The sequence below is a fragment of the Winogradskyella sp. ABM4_392 genome (assembly GCF_056160445.1).
The window spans coordinates 532,775-551,402 of the sequence record NZ_JBSWXE010000002.1; the positions used below are offsets into that span (position 1 = coordinate 532,775).

Sequence of the window (18,628 nt, forward strand, 5' to 3'; positions counted from 1 at the left end):
CCCTTATTAATGAAGCGAATATATAAAAAAATTACAATTAAACGATAAAAAAATGCTTTTTATCGATAAAAAGTTAATTTTATTGTAGGAATTTATTTCAAAAAAGATAAAAACTCTTCTTCAGAAAGGATAGTAATACCCAAAGTTTCTGCTTTTATACGCTTACTTGGACCCATTTTATCACCTGCAACCACATAACTAGTTTTTGACGATATAGAAGATGACACCTTACCACCATTGTCTTCAATAAGTTTTTTAAGCTCGTTTCTAGAAATGGATTCAAACACACCTGAAACTACAAAAGTTTGTCCTTTAAGTTTTTCAGTTTGGTTAGCTAATTTCTCTGCAGAGATTTCTAATTGCACTCCGTATCCTTTTAATCGCTCTACAATTGTTTTATTTTCTTCAGAAGAAAAGAACTCTACAACACTTTCTGCAATACGCTCGCCAATTTCATCTACAGTTACCAAATCCAAAACTGAAGCAAACATTAACGCATCAATAGATTTGTAATGCTTTGCCAATTTCTTAGCAACAGTTTCTCCAACATATCTAATGCCAAGCGCAAACAAAACGCGCTCAAATGGAATCTGTTTTGAAGCTTCTATACCTTTGACCAAGTTCTCCGCACTCTTTTCTGCCATACGTTCTAACGGAATGACCTGTTCAACCGTTAACTCATATAAATCAGCATAGTTTGTAATTAAGCCTTCTTTTACTAAAAGCGCTACTGTTTCACCACCAAGACCTTCAATATCCATAGCTTTTCTTGAGATGTAGTGCTGGATACGACCTATTATTTGTGGTGGACAACCATTATAATTAGGACAATAATGTTTCGCTTCTCCTTCTGGTCTTACCAATTCTGTTTGACACTCAGGACAATGCGTAATATAGTTTGTTGGCTGAGAATCTGCAGGACGTTTTGCAAGATCTACGGCAATAATCTTTGGAATGATTTCGCCACCTTTCTCAACAAACACCTCGTCTCCTTCCCTAATGTCTAACTTTTCAATCTGATCGGCATTATGTAACGATGCACGCTTAACTATTGTACCAGCCAATTGAACTGGCTCTAAATTGGCAACTGGTGTTATAGCACCTGTACGGCCAACTTGATAGGTAATTTCGTTTAATCTTGTAGATACTTGTTCGGCTTTAAATTTATAAGCCATGGCCCAACGTGGTGCTTTGGCTGTATAACCTAACTCATCTTGTTGAAACAAACTATTTACCTTTACCACTACTCCATCTATTTCATATGGTAGATTGTGCCTGTGCTCATCCCAATAATTTACATACTCCAAAACTTCATCAATAGAACCGACCAATTTCGCTTCTTGTGGTACCTTAAAGCCCCATTCTCTAGCTTTTTCTAAACCTTCAAACTGCGTAGAAATTTTAAGATTATTACCTTTTATACTGTATAAAAGACATTCTAAAGGTCGCTTTGCCACCTCAGAACTATCTTGAAGCTTTAAACTTCCTGATGCTGTATTTCTCGGATTTCGATATGGCTCTTCATCATTAGCAATGCGCTCTTCATTCATTTTTAAAAATCCTTCAATAGGCAAAATGATTTCACCTCTTATATCAAAACGCTCTGGATAATCACCTTTTAACTGAAGTGGTACTGTATTAATGGTTTTTACATTAGCCGTAACCTCATCACCTTGCACTCCATCTCCTCTTGTAACTGCTCTTAAGAGTTTTCCGTTTTCGTAAGTCAAGTTCATAGATGCACCATCGTACTTTAGCTCACATGTGTATTGCACATCACCATCTACCATTTTTTTGATGCGCTTTTCCCAGTCCATTAAATCTTCTTTAGAATAAGAATTGTCTAAAGAATACATTCTGAAATCGTGTACAACCGTATTAAAATTCTTAGTAATTGTACCACCTACACGTTTTGTCGGCGAATTTTCATCATAAAATTCTGGATGGGCTTCTTCCAAAGCTTGAAGTTCTTCCAACTTCATATCAAACTCGTAATCGCTAATGGTAGGATTATCGAGTATGTAATAATTATAATTGTGTTGACGTAATTCGTCTCTCAAAGATTCAATCTTAGATTTTATATCCATTCTATAATCCTTCTTTATTCAACCATTTTGGTGCTGGCAATGGTTTATAATTATTCATTTTATCTAAAAGTCCTTCAATTGTTGTGTCTATAACAACAGCATCTAAATTTTCTTGTTTTAAAAAGCCACGTTCTACCATGACTTTACATTGCTTTATCAAAGCATCATAATAACCATTGATATTTAAAATCCCAATAGGTTTGGTATGTAAGCCTAATTGTCCCCAAGTTGTGATTTCAAAAAACTCATCCATAGTACCAAAACCACCAGGAATAATGATAAAGCCATCACTTTTTTCATACATAATAATCTTTCTATCATGCATATTGTCTGTGGTAATCAGCTCTGTTAGCTCCGTATGAACAATTTCTTTGGTTTTAAGAAAAGATGGAATAACACCAACTGTTTTACCTCCGTTTTCTATAACACCTTCAGCAACTTTTCCCATGATACCAATCTTTGCTGCACCATAAACAAGTGTTATATCTTTTTGAGCAAATTCTTTACCCAAAGTATAAGCCGTTGTAATAATTTCGTTGTCATTTCCGTCGCTACTTCCGCAAAAAACTGATATACTTTTCATAAGCCTTCCTTAATCCTTCCAAAGGAAGGAAACTAAAACAATTTAAAAATAACTTTGTCCTGTTTTTATTTTATATAATTCTAAAAATTCATTTTTATCCTTCCATTTATCGAAACAATTTTTATGAATAGACGAGTCCGAGTATTGCCAAAGTCGATGATTTTGAGAAATAAAATGACTAAACATATAAACATCATTTTCACTGTAAATAATCTCTCCGCAAAGAGGACATTGGGTTTTTCCTAAAAATAAAAGTGCCATAATGAACTAATATACTTTTCATATTTATTTCCCATGAAAATGGGACTCTTTTTAGTTTAGATTCCTGCCTTCGCAGGAATAACATTCATGTTACTTTTTTGTTCCTTTTAACATTCTGTCATTACCATTTAAATCCTTTCTCAATTCAACCGCTTTAAATTCGGCATCAACTAAAAGTTGCTTTGTTTCTTGTCCAAGATACTGGTTAATTTCAAAATAAAGTGAGCCATTAGATTTCAACTTATCAACAGCAAAATCAGTTATCACTTTGTAAAAAAGCAATGGATTATCGTTTTCTACAAATAGCGCTAAATGAGGCTCGTTATCAAGAACGTTTGGCTTTATTTCTTGCTTTTCGAGCTCACGAACGTAAGGTGGATTTGAAACGATGATATCGAAAGAGCCCTTCTGTCGCAAAGCGACATCTTCCCAAAGGGAAGACTCTAACATATCAGCTTTAATAAACTTAACCTCAACATCATTACTATCCGCATTCTCTGAAGCTATTTCTAAAGCAGACTCTGATATATCAACTGCAAAAACCTGAGCTTCTGGCAAGTGCTTAGCCAAAGAAATTGCAATACAGCCAGAACCTGTTCCTATATCTAAAATCTTTATTGTTTCAGAATTTTGAATTTTGAATTTTGAATCCTTTATAATCCAATCTACAAGCTCTTCGGTTTCTGGTCTTGGGATTAGTACATTTTCATTCACTTTAAATTGCAATCCGTAAAACTCAGTTTCTCCCAACAAATATTGAATTGGTTTTTGCTGTTTTAACCCTTCTAAAAGTTCAAAAAAGGTATCAGTTTCGTCATGAGATAAGGTAAACTCAGGCTCTAATTGCAATTGAATTCTGGCTACACTAAAATAATGCTCTAAGCCTAAATAAAAAAAGCTTGCCACCTCATCTTTACCATAAATTTGATCTAATTCTTTATGAAATATGTCTTTTAAATCCTTTGCTTTCAAAATTAAAATGTTTTAAGCATCCATACGGTACACGAATAATGGCCTGTATTGCCAAGTGGTTTTTCTAAAAACTCGAAACCAACTTTTTTGTACAATTTTCTGGCATTATCCATATAAGGCATGGTTTCTAAATAACAACTTTCAAAACCTGCATTTTTAGCAAATTCTAAGCAAACATTCATCATTTTAGTTCCTAAACCTTTTCCTCTTGCCTCTGGCATAAAATACATTTTTTGTAACTCGCAAAAATTGCCTTCATAATTATCTAATGGTGCAATACCAGCACCTCCGAGAATCTCTTGACCTTGAGCCAAAACAAAATATTTGGTTTTGGAATTACTGTAAGTTTCTGTCATGCAATCTAAAGATACATCCTCATAAGCTGTACCGACTTTAGGTACGCCCATTTCTATTAAAACACTTCGTATAGCCTTGGCAATTTTAGGATTATCCTTTTGTTCTATTTCTCGAATAACTATGGTATCTTTACCCAACTTAATTAAAACTTTTATTCTGTCTGTTTTTACGGCATGAAGATAATTATAAATACCTTTTTATGATTAAAAGAATATTATTCATTTTTATGATTTTTTCACTTGTTTTCAACTGCACTGTGAAGGAAAAACCTCAATTTATTGGTATTGATAATATCAAGGTTTTAGATTCTAATATTGAGAATATAACCATTAGTGCAGATGCAGAGTTTAGTAACCCAAATGATGTTGGTGGCACACTTCAAACAGATGCATTAAAAGTGCTTATTAACGACAGAGAAATAGCCACATTTACATCAAAAGAATTTAAAGTACCTTCTAAAGACAAGTTCAAAATTCCACTTACAGTTTCTATTGCTACAGATAGCATTATAAACAAAGGTAATCTTGGTGGTTTGTTAGGTAGTTTACTATCTAAAAAACTAAAAGTGCAGTACAAAGGAGATATTAAGTACAAGGTTTTAGGCTATTCTTCCACCTATACCATCAATAAAACTGAAGACGTAAAAATTAAATTTTAAGTGCAAACACACGAGTACTACATAAAACGTTGCTTACAAATTGCCAAAAACGGATTGGGAACCACCAGACCAAACCCTATGGTTGGTGCTGTTATTGTGCATAACAACAGTATTATTGGAGAAGGTTTTACCAGCGCTTATGGCGGACCACATGCCGAAGTTAATGCTGTAAATTCTGTTAAAAACAAATCCTTACTAGAAGACAGCACTATGTATGTGCTTTTAGAGCCTTGTAGCCATTACGGAAAAACACCTCCTTGTAGCGACCTCATTATACACCACAACATCCCAAATGTGGTAATTGGTTGTATTGATGATAATCCTGAAGTCGCAGGTAAAGGCATTGCCAAATTAAAGGCACATGGTTGCAATGTTATTGTTGGTGTTTTAGAAGGAGAATGCAAAGCACATTTAAAGCGTTTTTTTGCCTATCACAATAAAAAACGACCATATATAATTTTGAAATGGGCCGAAACCCAAGATGGTTTTATTGCGCCAGAAACTAAGGATGAACAAAAACCAGTTTGGATTACAAACACTTACTCAAGACAACTGGTACACAAATGGCGAGCTGAAGAACAAGCCATTTTAGTAGGAACAAATACAGTCTTAGAAGACAACCCAAGTCTTACAGTTAGAGATTATACTGGTGAAAATCCTATTAGAATTGCCATAGACAAGACTAACAAACTTGATGAGAGTTACAAAATTTTTGACACCTCAGCTAAAACCATTAAACTCACTAAAACTGAGATTAATTTTGATAAACCTTTGGCTTCTCAGATTTGTAATTACCTACACCAACATAATATAAACTCTGTGATTATTGAAGGTGGTGCTAAAACGCTTCAAACTTTTATTGATGAAAATCTATGGGACGAAGCCCGAATTTTTATTGGTAAAACTGAATTTAAATCAGGTATCAAAGCACCACAAATAAATGGCAGGTTAATTTCTGAAAAAAAATTAAAAGAAGACCGCATAAAATTCTATATGAATGATTGATACGCTTATTTTCGATTTTGGAGATGTTTTTATCAACCTAGACAAAGAAGGTGCTATGCAAAACGCACTTAATTTGTTTCAGATAGATACGTTTGAAGAAGACATGATTAACACCAATATCTTATATGAAATTGGCAAAATACCAACAGAAGAATTTATTGACTTCTACACATCTAAATTTCCTTATTTAAACGAAAACCAAGTCATTGAAGCCTGGAATTATATCTTAAAAGATTTTCCAAAATATCGCTTAGAGTTTCTTCAAAAACTAGCAAAGGAACAACGCTATAAACTCATTTTATTAAGCAACACGAATGATATGCATATAGACTTTATAAAAGATAACGTTAGTTTTTATGAAGACTTTAAAAACTGTTTTGATCAGTTTTACTTATCTCAAGAAATTCACCTTAGAAAACCTAATAAAGATATTTTTGATTTTGTTTTAGAAAACAACAACTTAAAACCAGAACAGTGTTTCTTTGTTGACGACACAAAAGAAAATACTGATACGGCTAAATCTTTAGGTATTAAAGTTTGGAACATTGATGAGACTCGTGAAGATGTAACAAACCTGTTTAACCTTAATAGTACACACTTTTGATTTTTTTAATACTTAGCGTTTTATCATCTACAGCTATTTTTGTACTCTTTAAACTCTTCAACAAGTACAATATAAATACACTTCAAGCTATTGTATTTAATTACATAACAGCATTTACTTGCGGAATTTTGCTATATGACAAACCTATAAATGTCGACAGTTTTATATCAGAAACTTGGTTTTATGTTGCGCTAGGTTTAGGTTTTTTATTTATTAGCATTTTTAATGTTATGGCACTTACTGCTCAAAAAAATGGACTATCTGTGGCATCTGTAGCCAGCAAAATGAGTGTGATTATACCAATACTATTTGGTATTATTGTTTATAACGAAAGTATTGGCTTCAAGAAAGTCATAGGTATAATATTAGCACTTTTAGCTGTTTACCTTACTTCAATAAAACCAAAATCTAACGTTGTACTAACTAAGGCTATTTATTTACCTATTATTTTGTTTTTAGGTTCTGGAGTTATTGACACCAGTGTTAATCATTTTGCACCAGATGGCATTATGCCTTTGTTTCTTGCTATTATTTTTGGAAGTGCTTTTTTAATCGGCTTAGTTTTAATAACATTAAAAACCAAACAGAATAAACAAAAATTCAATCCTAAAAGCATTCCGTTTGGTATTGCACTTGGTTTGGTCAATTACAGCTCTATGTACTTTCTTTTAAAAGCCTTGCGAGTAGACGGATTTGAAAGCTCTACAATTTTTACCATAAACAATGTTGCTATTGTTGCTGTATCGTGCTTAACAGGCTTATTACTTTTTAAAGAAATAATATCCTCTAAAAACTGGATTGGTATTGGCTTAGCCTTAATTTCTATAATATTGGTAACCTTATAAATAAAAAAACCATCATTCTAAAAATGATGGCTCTTTTTTAATACTAAAATCAATTTAATTAATTGTTATCCTTCAGAACTTTAACAAATTTTGTTGACGCTCCTGTAGACAACTTTACCATATACAATCCATTTGAGAATGAACTTAAATCTATTCTGTTTGATTCTTTAACTATTAAAACTGATTGACCAGTGAGGTTAAAAACCTCTATCGTATCAACAACTTCATTAAACTCAAAGTTAACAATTCCTTGTGTAGGGTTAGGATAAACTTTTAAGTCTATCAACTGAACTTCATCTATAGATAAGCGGTTAACACAATCATCAGTCAAGGCATTTATATCTTCAATTTTTCCTGTATTATTAAAGGTAACACCATTAAAACCAGGATAATTTGATGGATATCGATGCGCTCTAAACGATCCGTTACCTGAAGGTTCATCAAACTGTGCATACTCCACTCCAGCACCAACTGGTATTCTATAAACCCAAATAACATCTCCAGCACTGTTTATCTCAGTAAGTCTACCTATATCAGACTCACAAATAAGTGCATTACCGTTTGGTAAAGTCTGAAAACCACTTTGGGCACCTGCGTGCATTACTTCAGACATAATTGTGCCATCCCAAGACCAATCATATGTAGTTGGCAGAAATTTATCTGCACTCATTGAATATACACCATTTGTATGGCTAGGGTCTATTATATGAACCGATGAAGCAGTCATATCACTACCATATCCATCATTACAAAAAACAGACATCTTACCTGCGTGCGGTCCTTCTGTTATCCATTTAATATCATGCTGTCTACCCAGTGTTCTATCTGCTGCAGCACCTTGATCGTAGGCTTCAGGATTTCCCCATCTCCATAGAAAATCGCCTCCTTTCCCATAAACACCACCTGAATGGGAAGCTGCCTCTGCTGTTGTAGTACTATGGTCAATTACAAAAACCTCACTTAGATGTCTCGCTGAAACAGCAATTTGATCTAAATCTGCATTGTAATCTATTGCATTGGCATGAATCGGGTTAGAGCCATTTCCATTTACATAATTAATATTATATAATTGAGGATTATCACCAACAACACCATAATTCGGTTTTGTATTATCAAAATCTTGAATAATATGATCTATTAACCTCCACTCCCAAACTATATTAGCTGAGTCTATTCCTACTGGCTCTATCTCAACAACCCTATCTAAAACTAGCGTAGGATTATCATACGATGTATCTAACCCTTGAGCAAACATCTCAGTATCTGTTAAACTTTGTCTTACCAAAACCAAAAAATTACCATTTGGTAAAGGCTCTATGTCATGATGTATTCTCCAACCAAACTCGTCTTGGTATGTTATACTCCAAAGTACATTATCGTTCCAGTCTCTAATTTCTGCTTGCAACCCACTACTTTGTAATAGATTACCGTTCTCTAGAAGGTATGCATTTCTTGCATTATTACCAGAAAAAGTCCACTGGTTAACTACTTCTCCACAATTATTAATGAGGAAAACACGTTGATCAGAGGTAGGCTTAAATAACGTATAACCATCTGCCAATTCAGCATTAATATCTTCAAAAATAAGTCCAATTGTTTCCTGCCCAAATGATAGATTAATAAGGAGCAGAATAGCTAAATAAGTAATTTTTTTCATCGCTTTAATTTTTTTTGCTAATATATAGAATGATAGTCAAAAATGTAAATATTTCTAACGCTTTAAAGACTCAATTTTGTTAAAAAAATCAAGAATGTTCATTGTTATATTTTCAATAAAACCAACTATTTGTCATATTCCTTAATATAATATGGTAGTTTCGTGTTTAATTATGGACTCAGCAGACATATATAAAACCATTTCTAAACCTTCGATTGGAGAGTTATTTAAAGACAAAAACAGCAAGTTTATTGGTTATGCTTTTCCTGTTGAAAATGAAGATGAAATAAAAACCCATATTGAAGGGGTTAAAAAAGAACATCACTCTGCTAGGCATTGGTGTTATGCTTATCAATTAGGAACAGAAAAAATAACTTTTAGGGCAAATGACGATGGTGAACCTAAAAATTCAGCTGGAATGCCAATATATGGACAAATTCAATCATTTGAGCTAACGAATATTCTTATTATTGTAGTTAGGTATTACGGTGGAGTAAAACTTGGAGTTGGCGGCTTAATCAATGCCTACAAAACCGGTGCTCAATTTGCTATTGAGGCATCAGATATTATTGAAAAAACAATTAATAAGCATTTCTCAATAAAGTTTGAATACAAAAACATGAGTAAGGTGATGCGTATTCTTAAAGAAAATCAGATAGAAATATTAAAACAAACGTTAGAACTTGACTGTTTGTTAGAAATATCTGTCAGAAAAGGTAACGCTTCAAAGATATTTGAATTATTTAATCAATTTTATGGTGTTGAAATTGATGAATTATAACGAATAATTTTGCAGTTTATCTAAAAGATATTTTGGGCATCTTGTAGGTCTATTTCTTTTTGCGTCAATAAAAGCTAAAACAGTATCGCCAGTTGCCAATAATTCACCTTTATGATTTGTTAATTCATAATCAAATTCTATGGATGCAGTTGGCATTTTCTTCAACTTAGTTTTTACTTTAAGCACATCATCATAACGTGCTGAATTTTTGTAGTTTATATTAAGTGAAATTACCGGAAGCATTATACCTTCTGCTTCCATAGCACTATAGCTTAATCCAAACTCCCTTAACCATTCTGTTCTACCTACCTCAAAGTATACAGCATAATTGGCATGATACACAACACCCATCTGATCTGTTTCTCCATAGCGGACGCGTATTTCTGTTTCGTTATAATTCAAAATTTAAGATAATTTTTAATAAAAAATTTGTAGTTTTAGAAGATTTTAAACATGGGAAAAAAATTCTTTAAATTCAATTAGAATTGATTTTTTTTTTAAAAATTTTGTTCACATATTTGTCATGTTCAAAATGCTAAGAGAATCCTAATTCTCTTTTTTTTTGCTAATCTAACTAACAATTTTAAAATCTAAATTTAACTAATGGAGATCACAGCGGATTCTGTATGGAGTAATTGTCTCGTTTTTATTAAGGATAATATACAACCTCAAGCCTATAAAACATGGTTTGAACCCATACAAGCTGTAAAACTTGCTGGTAACGCGTTGAGCATTCAAGTACCAAGTAAGTTCTTCTATGAGTGGTTGGAAGAGCATTATGTTAAAATTCTTAAAGTTGCACTTACTAAGGAGTTAGGTGATGATGCCAAATTGGTTTACGTTATTAAAATGGAAAACACCTATGGCAACAAACAACCGTTTACAGAAAAAATTCCAAGTTCTAACAGAACACCTGTAAAGTCTCAAGATGTAGATGTGCCTTTTAACAACAAGAGTCCAGAACTTAAGAACCCGTTTATAATTCCAGGAATTAGAAACGTAAAAATTGAGTCTCAACTTAACCCAAGTTATACTTTTGAAAATTTCTTAGAAGGCGACTCTAACCGTTTGGCAAGAAATGCAGGAATTGCAGTAGCTAACAAACCTGGTGGAACATCTTTTAATCCGCTTTTAATTTTTGGAGGAGTTGGTTTAGGAAAAACTCATTTAGCACATGCAATTGGTGTCGATATAAAAGATAAATATCCAGAAAAAACTGTTCTTTACATTTCTGCTGAAAAGTTTACGCAACAATATATTGATTCTGTAAAAAAGAATAACAGAAATGACTTTATTCATTTTTATCAAATCATTGATGTTTTAATCATAGACGACGTACAATTCTTATCTGGTAAAACAGGCACACAAGATGTATTCTTCCATATCTTTAACCACTTACATCAAAACGGTAAGCAAGTTGTTTTAACAAGTGATAAAGCACCTGTTGATATGCAAGATATTGAACAACGTTTATTATCTCGTTTTAAATGGGGACTTTCAGCTGAGTTACAAACTCCAGATTTTGAAACCAGAGTTTCTATTCTTAAAAACAAACTTTACAGAGATGGTGTAGAAATGCCAGATGAAATTGTAGAGTATGTTGCTAAGCACATAAAAACAAATGTGAGAGAACTTGAAGGTGCTATAATCTCTTTAATAGCACAATCATCTTTCAACAAAAAAGAAATTACAATAAACCTAGCAAAGGATATTGTAGATAAGTTTGTAAAAAACACAAAACGCGAAGTATCTATAGACTATATTCAAAAAGTCGTTTCAGATTATTTCCAAATGGATGTGAGCACACTGCAATCTAAGACGCGTAAACGCCATATTGTACAAGCACGTCAGTTGGCTATGTTTTTTGCAAAAAAATACACTAAAGCTTCATTAGCAAGTATTGGCTCTCAAATTGGGCAACGCGATCATGCCACGGTTTTACATGCGTGTAAAACCGTTGACAACCTATCTTCTACTGATAAACAATTCAGAAAATACGTTGAAGATTTAGCCAAAAAATTATCGCTTTAAACATCTAAAACATGACTAAAATTTTAATGGTGTGTCTTGGCAATATTTGTCGTTCACCATTAGCTCATGGTATCTTAGAATCCAAACTTAATACTTCTGAATTTTATGTTGATTCTGCTGGTACAGCAGCATATCATGTTGGTCATCAACCAGATCGCAGATCCATTAAGGTTGCAAAAAACAATAATATAGATATTAGTCACCAAACAGCCAGGCAATTTAAAGCTTCAGATTTTGACAGGTTTGATTATATCTATGCAATGGATACCTCTAACTACACTAATATTATTAGCTTGGCAAGGAACAATTCGGATATAGGAAAAGTGAAACTATTCCTTGAAGAAAACCCTAATATCTCCAACAAAAATATACCTGACCCTTATTATGGTGATATGGGTGATTTTGAATATGTTTTTGATTTAATCGAAACAACTTCAGTAATTATTGCAAAAAGGCTCTTAGAAGATTAAAACCAAGTCTTTGATTTTTTGTAACTTAGAAACGTCAACACTTCCAAAAAACTATGGCTATGAAAAAAACAATTACTCTTTTATGCATTTTGTGTTTTTACTTTTCACTTGCCCAAGACATAGAATTAGAATCTTTTGCCTCAGGATTTAATCGTCCTGTTAACATAAAACATGCTGGTGATGATAGGTTGTTTGTAGTTGAACAAGACGGTATTATTAAAATCGTAAATTCTGACGGAACAGTTGAAAGTACCAACTTTTTAGATATTGATAATATTGTAGGTAGTAATGGTAATGAGCAGGGCTTGTTGGGCTTAGCTTTTCATCCAGATTTTGACACCAATGGTTATTTTTTTGTTTACTACACGAACAACTCAGGTGATACTGTAATTTCAAGATTTTCTAGAATCGGAGTCAATCCTACCATTGCAGATCCAAATTCTGAACTTATTATACTATCTTATTCTCAACCTTTCGGTAATCACAATGGTGGCGAATTACAATTTGGTTCCGATGGTTATTTATACATCTCAAGTGGAGATGGTGGCTCTGGTGGAGATCCTCAAAACAACGGTCAAAATCTGAACAGTTTACTTGGCAAGCTTTTACGGATTGATGTAAACAACTCAACAGCTTCAAATCCTTACGATATTCCTGCAGATAACCCTTTTGTTGGTAATCCCTCAGCCAGAGACGAAATCTGGGCATATGGACTACGTAACGCATGGAAATTTTCCTTCGATAGCGCAAATGATGATATATGGATTGCAGATGTTGGGCAAAATGCCAGAGAGGAAATTAATCAGGCTGCGTTTACTGATGCTGGACTCAATTATGGGTGGAGATGCTACGAAGGTAATAATACGTATAACACTAGCGGTTGCCCAAGTAGTAGCACGCTAACTTTTCCTGTAGCTGAATACACTCATTCTGGAGGAAGATGCTCCATCACTGGTGGATATGTCTACAGAGGCTCAACTTACCCTAATCTGGTTGGCACATATTTGTTTGGTGACGTATGTACGCAAGAAATTGGATATTTAAAATTTGAAAACGGTAGTTGGAATTCAACTTTTGAAGGTTTTTCTGGTAATTGGGTAGCTTTTGGTGAAGATATAAACGGAGAGCTCTATGTTTCTAGTCTTGGTGGCAGTATTTTTAAAGTTACGGATTCTCTTCTTAGTATCGATGAGAATACCCAAAATTCAATATCTATATATCCTAATCCTGCTAATACTACTTTAAATATAGACTTTCCAAATGACACATCTGGTAATTCAACAAATATTGATATTTATGACATACAAGGAAAATTAATAAAGTCCATTTTAAAAGATAATAATGATACTTTTACAAGCATAAATATTTCAGAACTAAAAAGTGGTTTTTATATCATAAAACTTAAATCTGAAAACGGTAAAAAACTCACTAAAAAATTCGTTATAAATTAAATGACAAGCTCAAAAGGCCAGCTATATCTCATCCCAACAAGATTAGGAGATAATCCTCCTTTAGAGGTTTTACCAATCTCTATTAAAAAAGTAATTGAAGATATTGATTATTATATTGTTGAAAACGAAAAAACAGCACGCAGATTTATCAAACGTATTTCGCCTAGCAAATCACAGCCTTCACTTAAGCTTAGTGTACTTAATAAATATACAACAGAAGAAGAACGCAATACGTTTTTAAACCCATGCTTAGATGGTCATAACATTGGATTACTTTCTGAAGCTGGTTGTCCTGCTATTGCAGATCCAGGCTCTGATATTGTTAGCTTAGCACACAATATGAATATAAAAGTTGTGCCTTTGGTTGGACCTTCTTCAATAATATTAGCTTTAATGGCTTCTGGTATGAATGGGCAGAGTTTTTGTTTCAACGGATATCTACCAATAGACAAAGCTGAAAGAAAGTCTAAATTAAAAAGTTTAGAGCGATTATCTTCAGAGCACAATCAAGCTCAAATTTTTATTGAAACCCCTTACAGAAATATGAAAATGCTTGATGATTTAGCCAATGTATTACATCCTGAAACCAGAGTTTGTGTGGCTTGTGATCTTACACTACCTAGCGAATTTATAAAAACACAACCAGCTAAAGATTGGAAACACAATAAAGAGGACCTACATAAAAGGCCTGCTATATTTATTGTTCAAAAAAGTTAAATTCTTGCTTTAGCCTTTTTGTTTGGCTTAATAATAGTTGTATCGTAACCAGAAAACTTTTTCATGTAGTATTTTACAGTAGAGCCATAAGCATCAGAAAGGTTGTAGTCACCATAACTACGTAAGAACTTTTTAACCGTTCCTGGACCAGCGAGATGTGCTGCTGCAAGAATACCAGATTCAGTTACCTTAACTCCACCGATATACTTACCTTCAAAACGCTTAATATCCTTTCTCAAAATCCATTTGTTTCGTGATGCATTTGCCATAAATGCTTTTTCCTGAAGTTCTGGATTATATAGAAACTGATTAGGGTTATAAACACCAATTAACTTTAAAGTTTCAGCACCAAACTGATATTTCCCTAAATAACCCAATGTGTTTACAGTAAAGTAATCTCCTCTAGACTCTTTAAATGCAAGTGCTTCTTTAAAACCTTCGAAGGACTTACCTAAATGTGGTGTAAAAATATCTGATTTAGCAGCATCATTACCTTGGGACATGGCTAAATCTGACTTGATATTGTAGTTTAAATCCAAACCTTCTGTAGAATACATTTCTGCATTTAGAGAGGAATTTGGATAAAGTGCCAATGCAATTACTAAGCAAATTGAAAATGGCAACAAGTAATTCTTAACGCTATTTTTTATCATAACAGCCAATTTTTAACTGATAAAACTTTCCCCATAAGTATTTATCAAAATCGCGTGCAAATATACGAATTTTATTTAAATATTGAAAATCAACCTGTTAAGGTTTGTTAAAAGTTATTAATAGTAGATATAATGCATCTTTAAACGTCCCTTACTATTTAATTCCAATGCTGGGAAAGGCACCTTAATTACGTTTAAAACGTCAAAAATGGTTTTTAGAAAATGAGATTTTGTTTTAATTCTACTTAAATCGACATCTAGACTTAGGTAATATTGCCGTGTTCTATTTTGATTTATAAACAAAGGGTCGTCAGGTTCACCAGTAAGCATACCATCTGCACCATAACCAAAGGCAAGGTTTAACCAATTTGGTATATAGTCAGTTTTTAAAAACGAATTAAGATTTGCACTCAACCAATAGGTCTGACCATTATAATCTTTTAAAAATTCTTCAGCTAAACCATTTCCTAACTTATCTGGTCGCTGCTTTGCAAATCTTGTTTGATGGAACGAATACTTTAATAGTATGCGCTGTTCTTCCCATAATAATTCCTGACCAACAAAAAGTCCAGTACCAAGAGTATTAGCAGCCATATCAGTCCATGAAAAACCCCATTCTTCAGAAAAGCCATCCATGACCTCAACAGTAGTTAAAAATCCAAGACTTAATGCTGAACCATAGATGATTTGATTTTTTTTACTTACACCTGCCCAATTAAGCGTATTTGCACCCAATCTACCCAATTGATAAGAAGAAAATACATGTCCTAACTTATCCATTTGCAACCACTCACTACTATCATCTAGTGTTTTAAACTTTGAACGCGGATAATCGGCATACCATAATTGATTTAGACCTATCAACGCGGTAGTAGCTAAAGAAATTTCGGAAATAAGAACCGTATTTCTTCGTGACTTGTTAAGGGAGTCACTTGGCTTTAAAAACTGATTTATTTTGGATTGAGCGAAAACAGACCCACTAACACAAAGCAGAAATATGATATGTGTTATAACACACTTCAAGCCTTACCTATTAATACCTTGTGAAGACAGATACCTTTGATATTCTCTGGCATTATTATTATGTTGTGCCAGAGTTTTTGCAAACTTATGATAACCTAAACGTTTTGCATCAGCTGCAAAATAGAGATAATTATGCTTTTCAGGATTTAAAACAGCTTTTACAGCAGATAAGTCTGGCATTGCTATAAGTCCTGGTGGCAAACCTAAATTCTTATAAGTGTTGTAAGGGGAATCTATTTCTTTATGAATATTTAAAACTCGTCTTATCACTGTATTCTTATATTTTGGTAACTGATAAGCTGCAAATTTCAAGGTAGGGTCTGCTTGCAATGGCATACCTATTCGTAATCTATTGAGATAAACTCCAGCAACTCTTGGTTGCTCATCTGCTTGTTTAGATTCTTCATGTACAATTGATGCCAAAGTCATTACCTCATCTGGAGATAAGTTTAATTCCTTAGCTTTTGCTAACCTAGATTCATTCCAAAACCGGTTATACTCTTTTAGCATTTTATCTCTAAAGCCTTCCGCTGAAGTATTCCAAAAAAACTCATAACTATTTGGTAAATACATGCCTAATACTGTTGCCTCTGTGAAGTCATTCTTCTCCAAGAAATCTTTATCTGTCATAGCTTTAAGCAGCGACAAACTATCAGCTTCAATCTGAGTGCTAATTCTTCCTGCCAAACCCTCTAGACTATTTTGGTTATTGAATGCTATTTTTAAAGGTAAGTTTCTACTTCTTATAGAATTAATAATCTCATTATTATTCATTCCTTTAGAAATGGCAAATCGACCTGCTTTTATGTTAGATGTGTACTTTTTCTGTTTAGCCAATGCATCAAAAGAACCTATATCTTTTAACAACGGTTCTAACTGCTGTCTTACTTGCATATAATTAGCATCAGTAGGCACATAAATATAAGCTGTTTGTGCTTCAAAATTTGTATTGGGCTGAAACATAGCACCATAAATGTAGTAAGCAATAGCACCAAAAATTAATAAACCGATTACGGCAACTGCCCAAAGTATTTTCTTTATATACATAGATTATCTGTTAATACGCTGTAATATATATTCATTTGAAAATTGTTGTCCATCGAAACTCCAATCTTCCTTTAATCCTATTTTTTTGAAACCATTGTTCTCAAATAATTTTAAACTAGCTTCATTACTTTCTGAAACGTTAGCATATACCTGATGCAAATGAAGGATTTTAAAACAATAATCTACTAGCAAACTTAAAGCTTCTTTGCCATATCCTTTATAACGATTAGCTTCATCTTTGATTAAAATACCTATGCCAGCACGTTTGTTTTTTATATCAAAATCAAACACATCTATAAGACCGATAGCTTTTCCTTTAGCAGTACAAATAGCTAATCGCAATTGTTTGGCTTCAAAAATGTCTTGCTGTGCGTTTTCTAAATATTGCTTTATCAAAAATCGAGAATAAGGTGTTTGCGTATCGCTTAGTACCCAAAGTGAAGTATCGTTTTCTATTTCATAGATAAAATCGAGATCCTCGGGCTCTAAGGCTCTTAAAAAGATATGTTTTCCTTTTAAACTTACCATTCTATTTCACCTTTAAATACTTGCTCTGCTGGACCAACCAGCCAAATATCTTTATAACCTTCAGGACTTTTCATAAAGTGTACTTTAAGCTCACCTCCTTCAACTTTAAGTTCAACTTCAGTGTTAGAAGTTTTATTACTATTATGCATTGCTAGGGCTACAGCTGTAACACCAGTACCGCAAGACAAGGTCTCATCCTCTACTCCTCGCTCATAAGTTCTAACAGCAAATCGATTTTCTGTCAATTGTTCAACAAAATTAACGTTGCTTCCTACTTCATTATAAGGAGCGCCATATCTTATAGCAGACCCTCTAGATTTCACATCTAATGTTTCAATATTAGAAACCATTTCTACATGATGTGGAGACCCTGTATCTAGAAATAAATGATTATCAAAAACTTCAACAGTTTCCACATCTTGCATATGCAAATGCACAATATCATCTTTAATTATAGCTTTATGTAAACCATCAATAGCTAAAAATTCAGTTTCATTTTCAATAATGCCAAGAAACTTTGCAAAAGCGACGATACAACGGCCACCATTGCCACACATAGTACTTTGGTTACCATCAGAATTATAATACACCATCTTAAAATCTGAAGATGTGTCATTTTCTAATAGTATAAAACCATCTGCTCCAATGCCAAAACGTCTGTCGCATAATTCCGCTATACGTTTGGTATTGTTTTTGTCTATGCGTTGCAAACGATTATCAACAATTATAAAGTCGTTTCCCGTACCTTGATATTTATAAAATGTCATTGTCATAATTCTGAGCAAATATAAGAATTAAAGACTGTAACTAACGATGTTAAAAGGCAGTTAAAGTTGAAGTTAAATAGTCGTTAAAATGAAAACTAAAATTCAATATATATTTAAATTTAAACGTTTAA

General features: G+C 33.2%; 20 protein-coding genes. 9 read left to right on the forward strand and 11 right to left on the reverse strand.

Annotated elements, in window-relative coordinates; translation table 11 throughout:
• Positions 1-92 precede the first annotated feature (92 nt).
• The 4 genes from ligA to ACXAFS_RS08555 form a co-directional block, all read right to left on the reverse strand.
• Positions 93-2,087, reverse strand: a complete 1,995-nt coding sequence (gene ligA, locus ACXAFS_RS08540) for an NAD-dependent DNA ligase LigA (protein ID WP_475306383.1) — start codon at positions 2,085-2,087, stop codon at positions 93-95.
• A gap of 1 nt (position 2,088) precedes the next feature.
• The gene (locus ACXAFS_RS08545) at positions 2,089-2,670 is read right to left on the reverse strand and encodes an LOG family protein (RefSeq protein WP_475306384.1); all 582 of its coding nucleotides are present in this window, start codon (positions 2,668-2,670) and stop codon (positions 2,089-2,091) included.
• A 351-nt stretch (positions 2,671-3,021) separates the two neighbouring features.
• Positions 3,022-3,903: a peptide chain release factor N(5)-glutamine methyltransferase gene (prmC, locus tag ACXAFS_RS08550; RefSeq protein WP_475306385.1), complete on the reverse strand. Its 882-nt coding sequence runs from the start codon at positions 3,901-3,903 to the stop codon at positions 3,022-3,024.
• Between the two features lie 2 nt (positions 3,904-3,905).
• Positions 3,906-4,397: a GNAT family N-acetyltransferase gene (locus ACXAFS_RS08555; RefSeq protein WP_475306386.1), complete on the reverse strand. Its 492-nt coding sequence runs from the start codon at positions 4,395-4,397 to the stop codon at positions 3,906-3,908.
• 62 nt (positions 4,398-4,459) lie between these two features.
• On the opposite strand from ACXAFS_RS08555, the gene ACXAFS_RS08560 reads away from it, so the two are divergent.
• From ACXAFS_RS08560 to ACXAFS_RS08575, 4 genes are read left to right on the forward strand one after another with little or no spacing between them, the layout of a single operon-like run.
• Entirely contained in the window at positions 4,460-4,918 is a 459-nt protein-coding gene (locus tag ACXAFS_RS08560; RefSeq protein ID WP_475306387.1) for an LEA type 2 family protein, read from the forward strand.
• Positions 4,919-5,923: a bifunctional diaminohydroxyphosphoribosylaminopyrimidine deaminase/5-amino-6-(5-phosphoribosylamino)uracil reductase RibD gene (gene ribD, locus ACXAFS_RS08565; RefSeq protein WP_475306388.1), complete on the forward strand. Its 1,005-nt coding sequence runs from the start codon at positions 4,919-4,921 to the stop codon at positions 5,921-5,923.
• Positions 5,916-6,527 (forward strand): HAD family hydrolase, encoded by a 612-nt coding sequence (locus ACXAFS_RS08570; protein WP_475306389.1) that lies wholly within the window; start codon positions 5,916-5,918, stop codon positions 6,525-6,527. Before ribD ends, ACXAFS_RS08570 begins: the two co-directional genes overlap by 8 nt.
• Positions 6,524-7,372, forward strand: a complete 849-nt coding sequence (locus ACXAFS_RS08575; protein ID WP_475306390.1) for an EamA family transporter — start codon at positions 6,524-6,526, stop codon at positions 7,370-7,372. Before ACXAFS_RS08570 ends, ACXAFS_RS08575 begins: the two co-directional genes overlap by 4 nt.
• 58 nt (positions 7,373-7,430) lie before the next feature.
• On the opposite strand, the gene ACXAFS_RS08580 is transcribed toward ACXAFS_RS08575, so the two are convergent.
• On the reverse strand, positions 7,431-9,029 hold the full coding sequence (locus tag ACXAFS_RS08580; protein WP_475306391.1) for an aryl-sulfate sulfotransferase: 1,599 nt from the start codon (positions 9,027-9,029) through the stop codon (positions 7,431-7,433).
• A 172-nt stretch (positions 9,030-9,201) separates the two neighbouring features.
• On the opposite strand from ACXAFS_RS08580, the gene ACXAFS_RS08585 reads away from it, so the two are divergent.
• Complete coding sequence (locus tag ACXAFS_RS08585; protein ID WP_475306392.1) at positions 9,202-9,810, forward strand: IMPACT family protein; 609 nt, start codon at positions 9,202-9,204, stop codon at positions 9,808-9,810.
• On the opposite strand, the gene ACXAFS_RS08590 is transcribed toward ACXAFS_RS08585, so the two are convergent.
• Positions 9,805-10,212, reverse strand: coding sequence for an acyl-CoA thioesterase (locus ACXAFS_RS08590; RefSeq protein ID WP_475306393.1), 408 nt, complete (start codon positions 10,210-10,212; stop codon positions 9,805-9,807). The genes ACXAFS_RS08585 and ACXAFS_RS08590 overlap by 6 nt on opposite strands.
• 201 nt (positions 10,213-10,413) lie before the next feature.
• Here ACXAFS_RS08590 and dnaA point away from each other — a divergent pair, with 201 nt between their 5' ends.
• From dnaA to ACXAFS_RS08610, 4 genes are read left to right on the forward strand one after another with little or no spacing between them, the layout of a single operon-like run.
• Positions 10,414-11,841 carry a chromosomal replication initiator protein DnaA gene (gene dnaA / locus ACXAFS_RS08595; RefSeq protein WP_475306394.1) on the forward strand — a complete coding sequence of 476 codons (1,428 nt, stop codon included), beginning with the start codon at positions 10,414-10,416 and terminating at the stop codon, positions 11,839-11,841.
• Positions 11,842-11,852: 11 nt separating this feature from the next.
• Positions 11,853-12,311 (forward strand): low molecular weight protein-tyrosine-phosphatase, encoded by a 459-nt coding sequence (locus ACXAFS_RS08600; protein WP_475306395.1) that lies wholly within the window; start codon positions 11,853-11,855, stop codon positions 12,309-12,311.
• 59 nt (positions 12,312-12,370) lie between these two features.
• Positions 12,371-13,762 (forward strand): PQQ-dependent sugar dehydrogenase, encoded by a 1,392-nt coding sequence (locus ACXAFS_RS08605; RefSeq protein ID WP_475306396.1) that lies wholly within the window; start codon positions 12,371-12,373, stop codon positions 13,760-13,762.
• The gene (locus ACXAFS_RS08610; protein WP_475306397.1) at positions 13,763-14,479 is read left to right on the forward strand and encodes an SAM-dependent methyltransferase; all 717 of its coding nucleotides are present in this window, start codon (positions 13,763-13,765) and stop codon (positions 14,477-14,479) included.
• Here the strand turns inward: ACXAFS_RS08610 and ACXAFS_RS08615 are convergent.
• The 5 genes from ACXAFS_RS08615 to dapF all read right to left on the reverse strand — a co-directional run bounded on the left by ACXAFS_RS08615 (position 14,476) and on the right by dapF (position 18,503).
• The gene (locus ACXAFS_RS08615; RefSeq protein WP_475306398.1) at positions 14,476-15,132 is read right to left on the reverse strand and encodes a peptidoglycan-binding protein LysM; all 657 of its coding nucleotides are present in this window, start codon (positions 15,130-15,132) and stop codon (positions 14,476-14,478) included. The two genes, ACXAFS_RS08610 and ACXAFS_RS08615, sit on opposite strands and share 4 nt — an antisense overlap.
• A gap of 117 nt (positions 15,133-15,249) precedes the next feature.
• Positions 15,250-16,155 carry a DUF2279 domain-containing protein gene (locus ACXAFS_RS08620; protein WP_475306399.1) on the reverse strand — a complete coding sequence of 302 codons (906 nt, stop codon included), beginning with the start codon at positions 16,153-16,155 and terminating at the stop codon, positions 15,250-15,252.
• A 3-nt stretch (positions 16,156-16,158) separates the two neighbouring features.
• Positions 16,159-17,202, reverse strand: a complete 1,044-nt coding sequence (gene mltG, locus ACXAFS_RS08625) for an endolytic transglycosylase MltG (RefSeq protein WP_475306400.1) — start codon at positions 17,200-17,202, stop codon at positions 16,159-16,161.
• Between the two features lie 3 nt (positions 17,203-17,205).
• A complete protein-coding gene (locus ACXAFS_RS08630) occupies positions 17,206-17,730 on the reverse strand; it encodes a GNAT family N-acetyltransferase (protein ID WP_475306401.1) in 525 nt (174 codons plus the stop codon).
• Positions 17,724-18,503, reverse strand: a complete 780-nt coding sequence (gene dapF / locus ACXAFS_RS08635; protein WP_475306402.1) for a diaminopimelate epimerase — start codon at positions 18,501-18,503, stop codon at positions 17,724-17,726. The genes ACXAFS_RS08630 and dapF overlap by 7 nt, the downstream gene beginning before the upstream one ends.
• Positions 18,504-18,628: the final 125 nt, after the last annotated feature.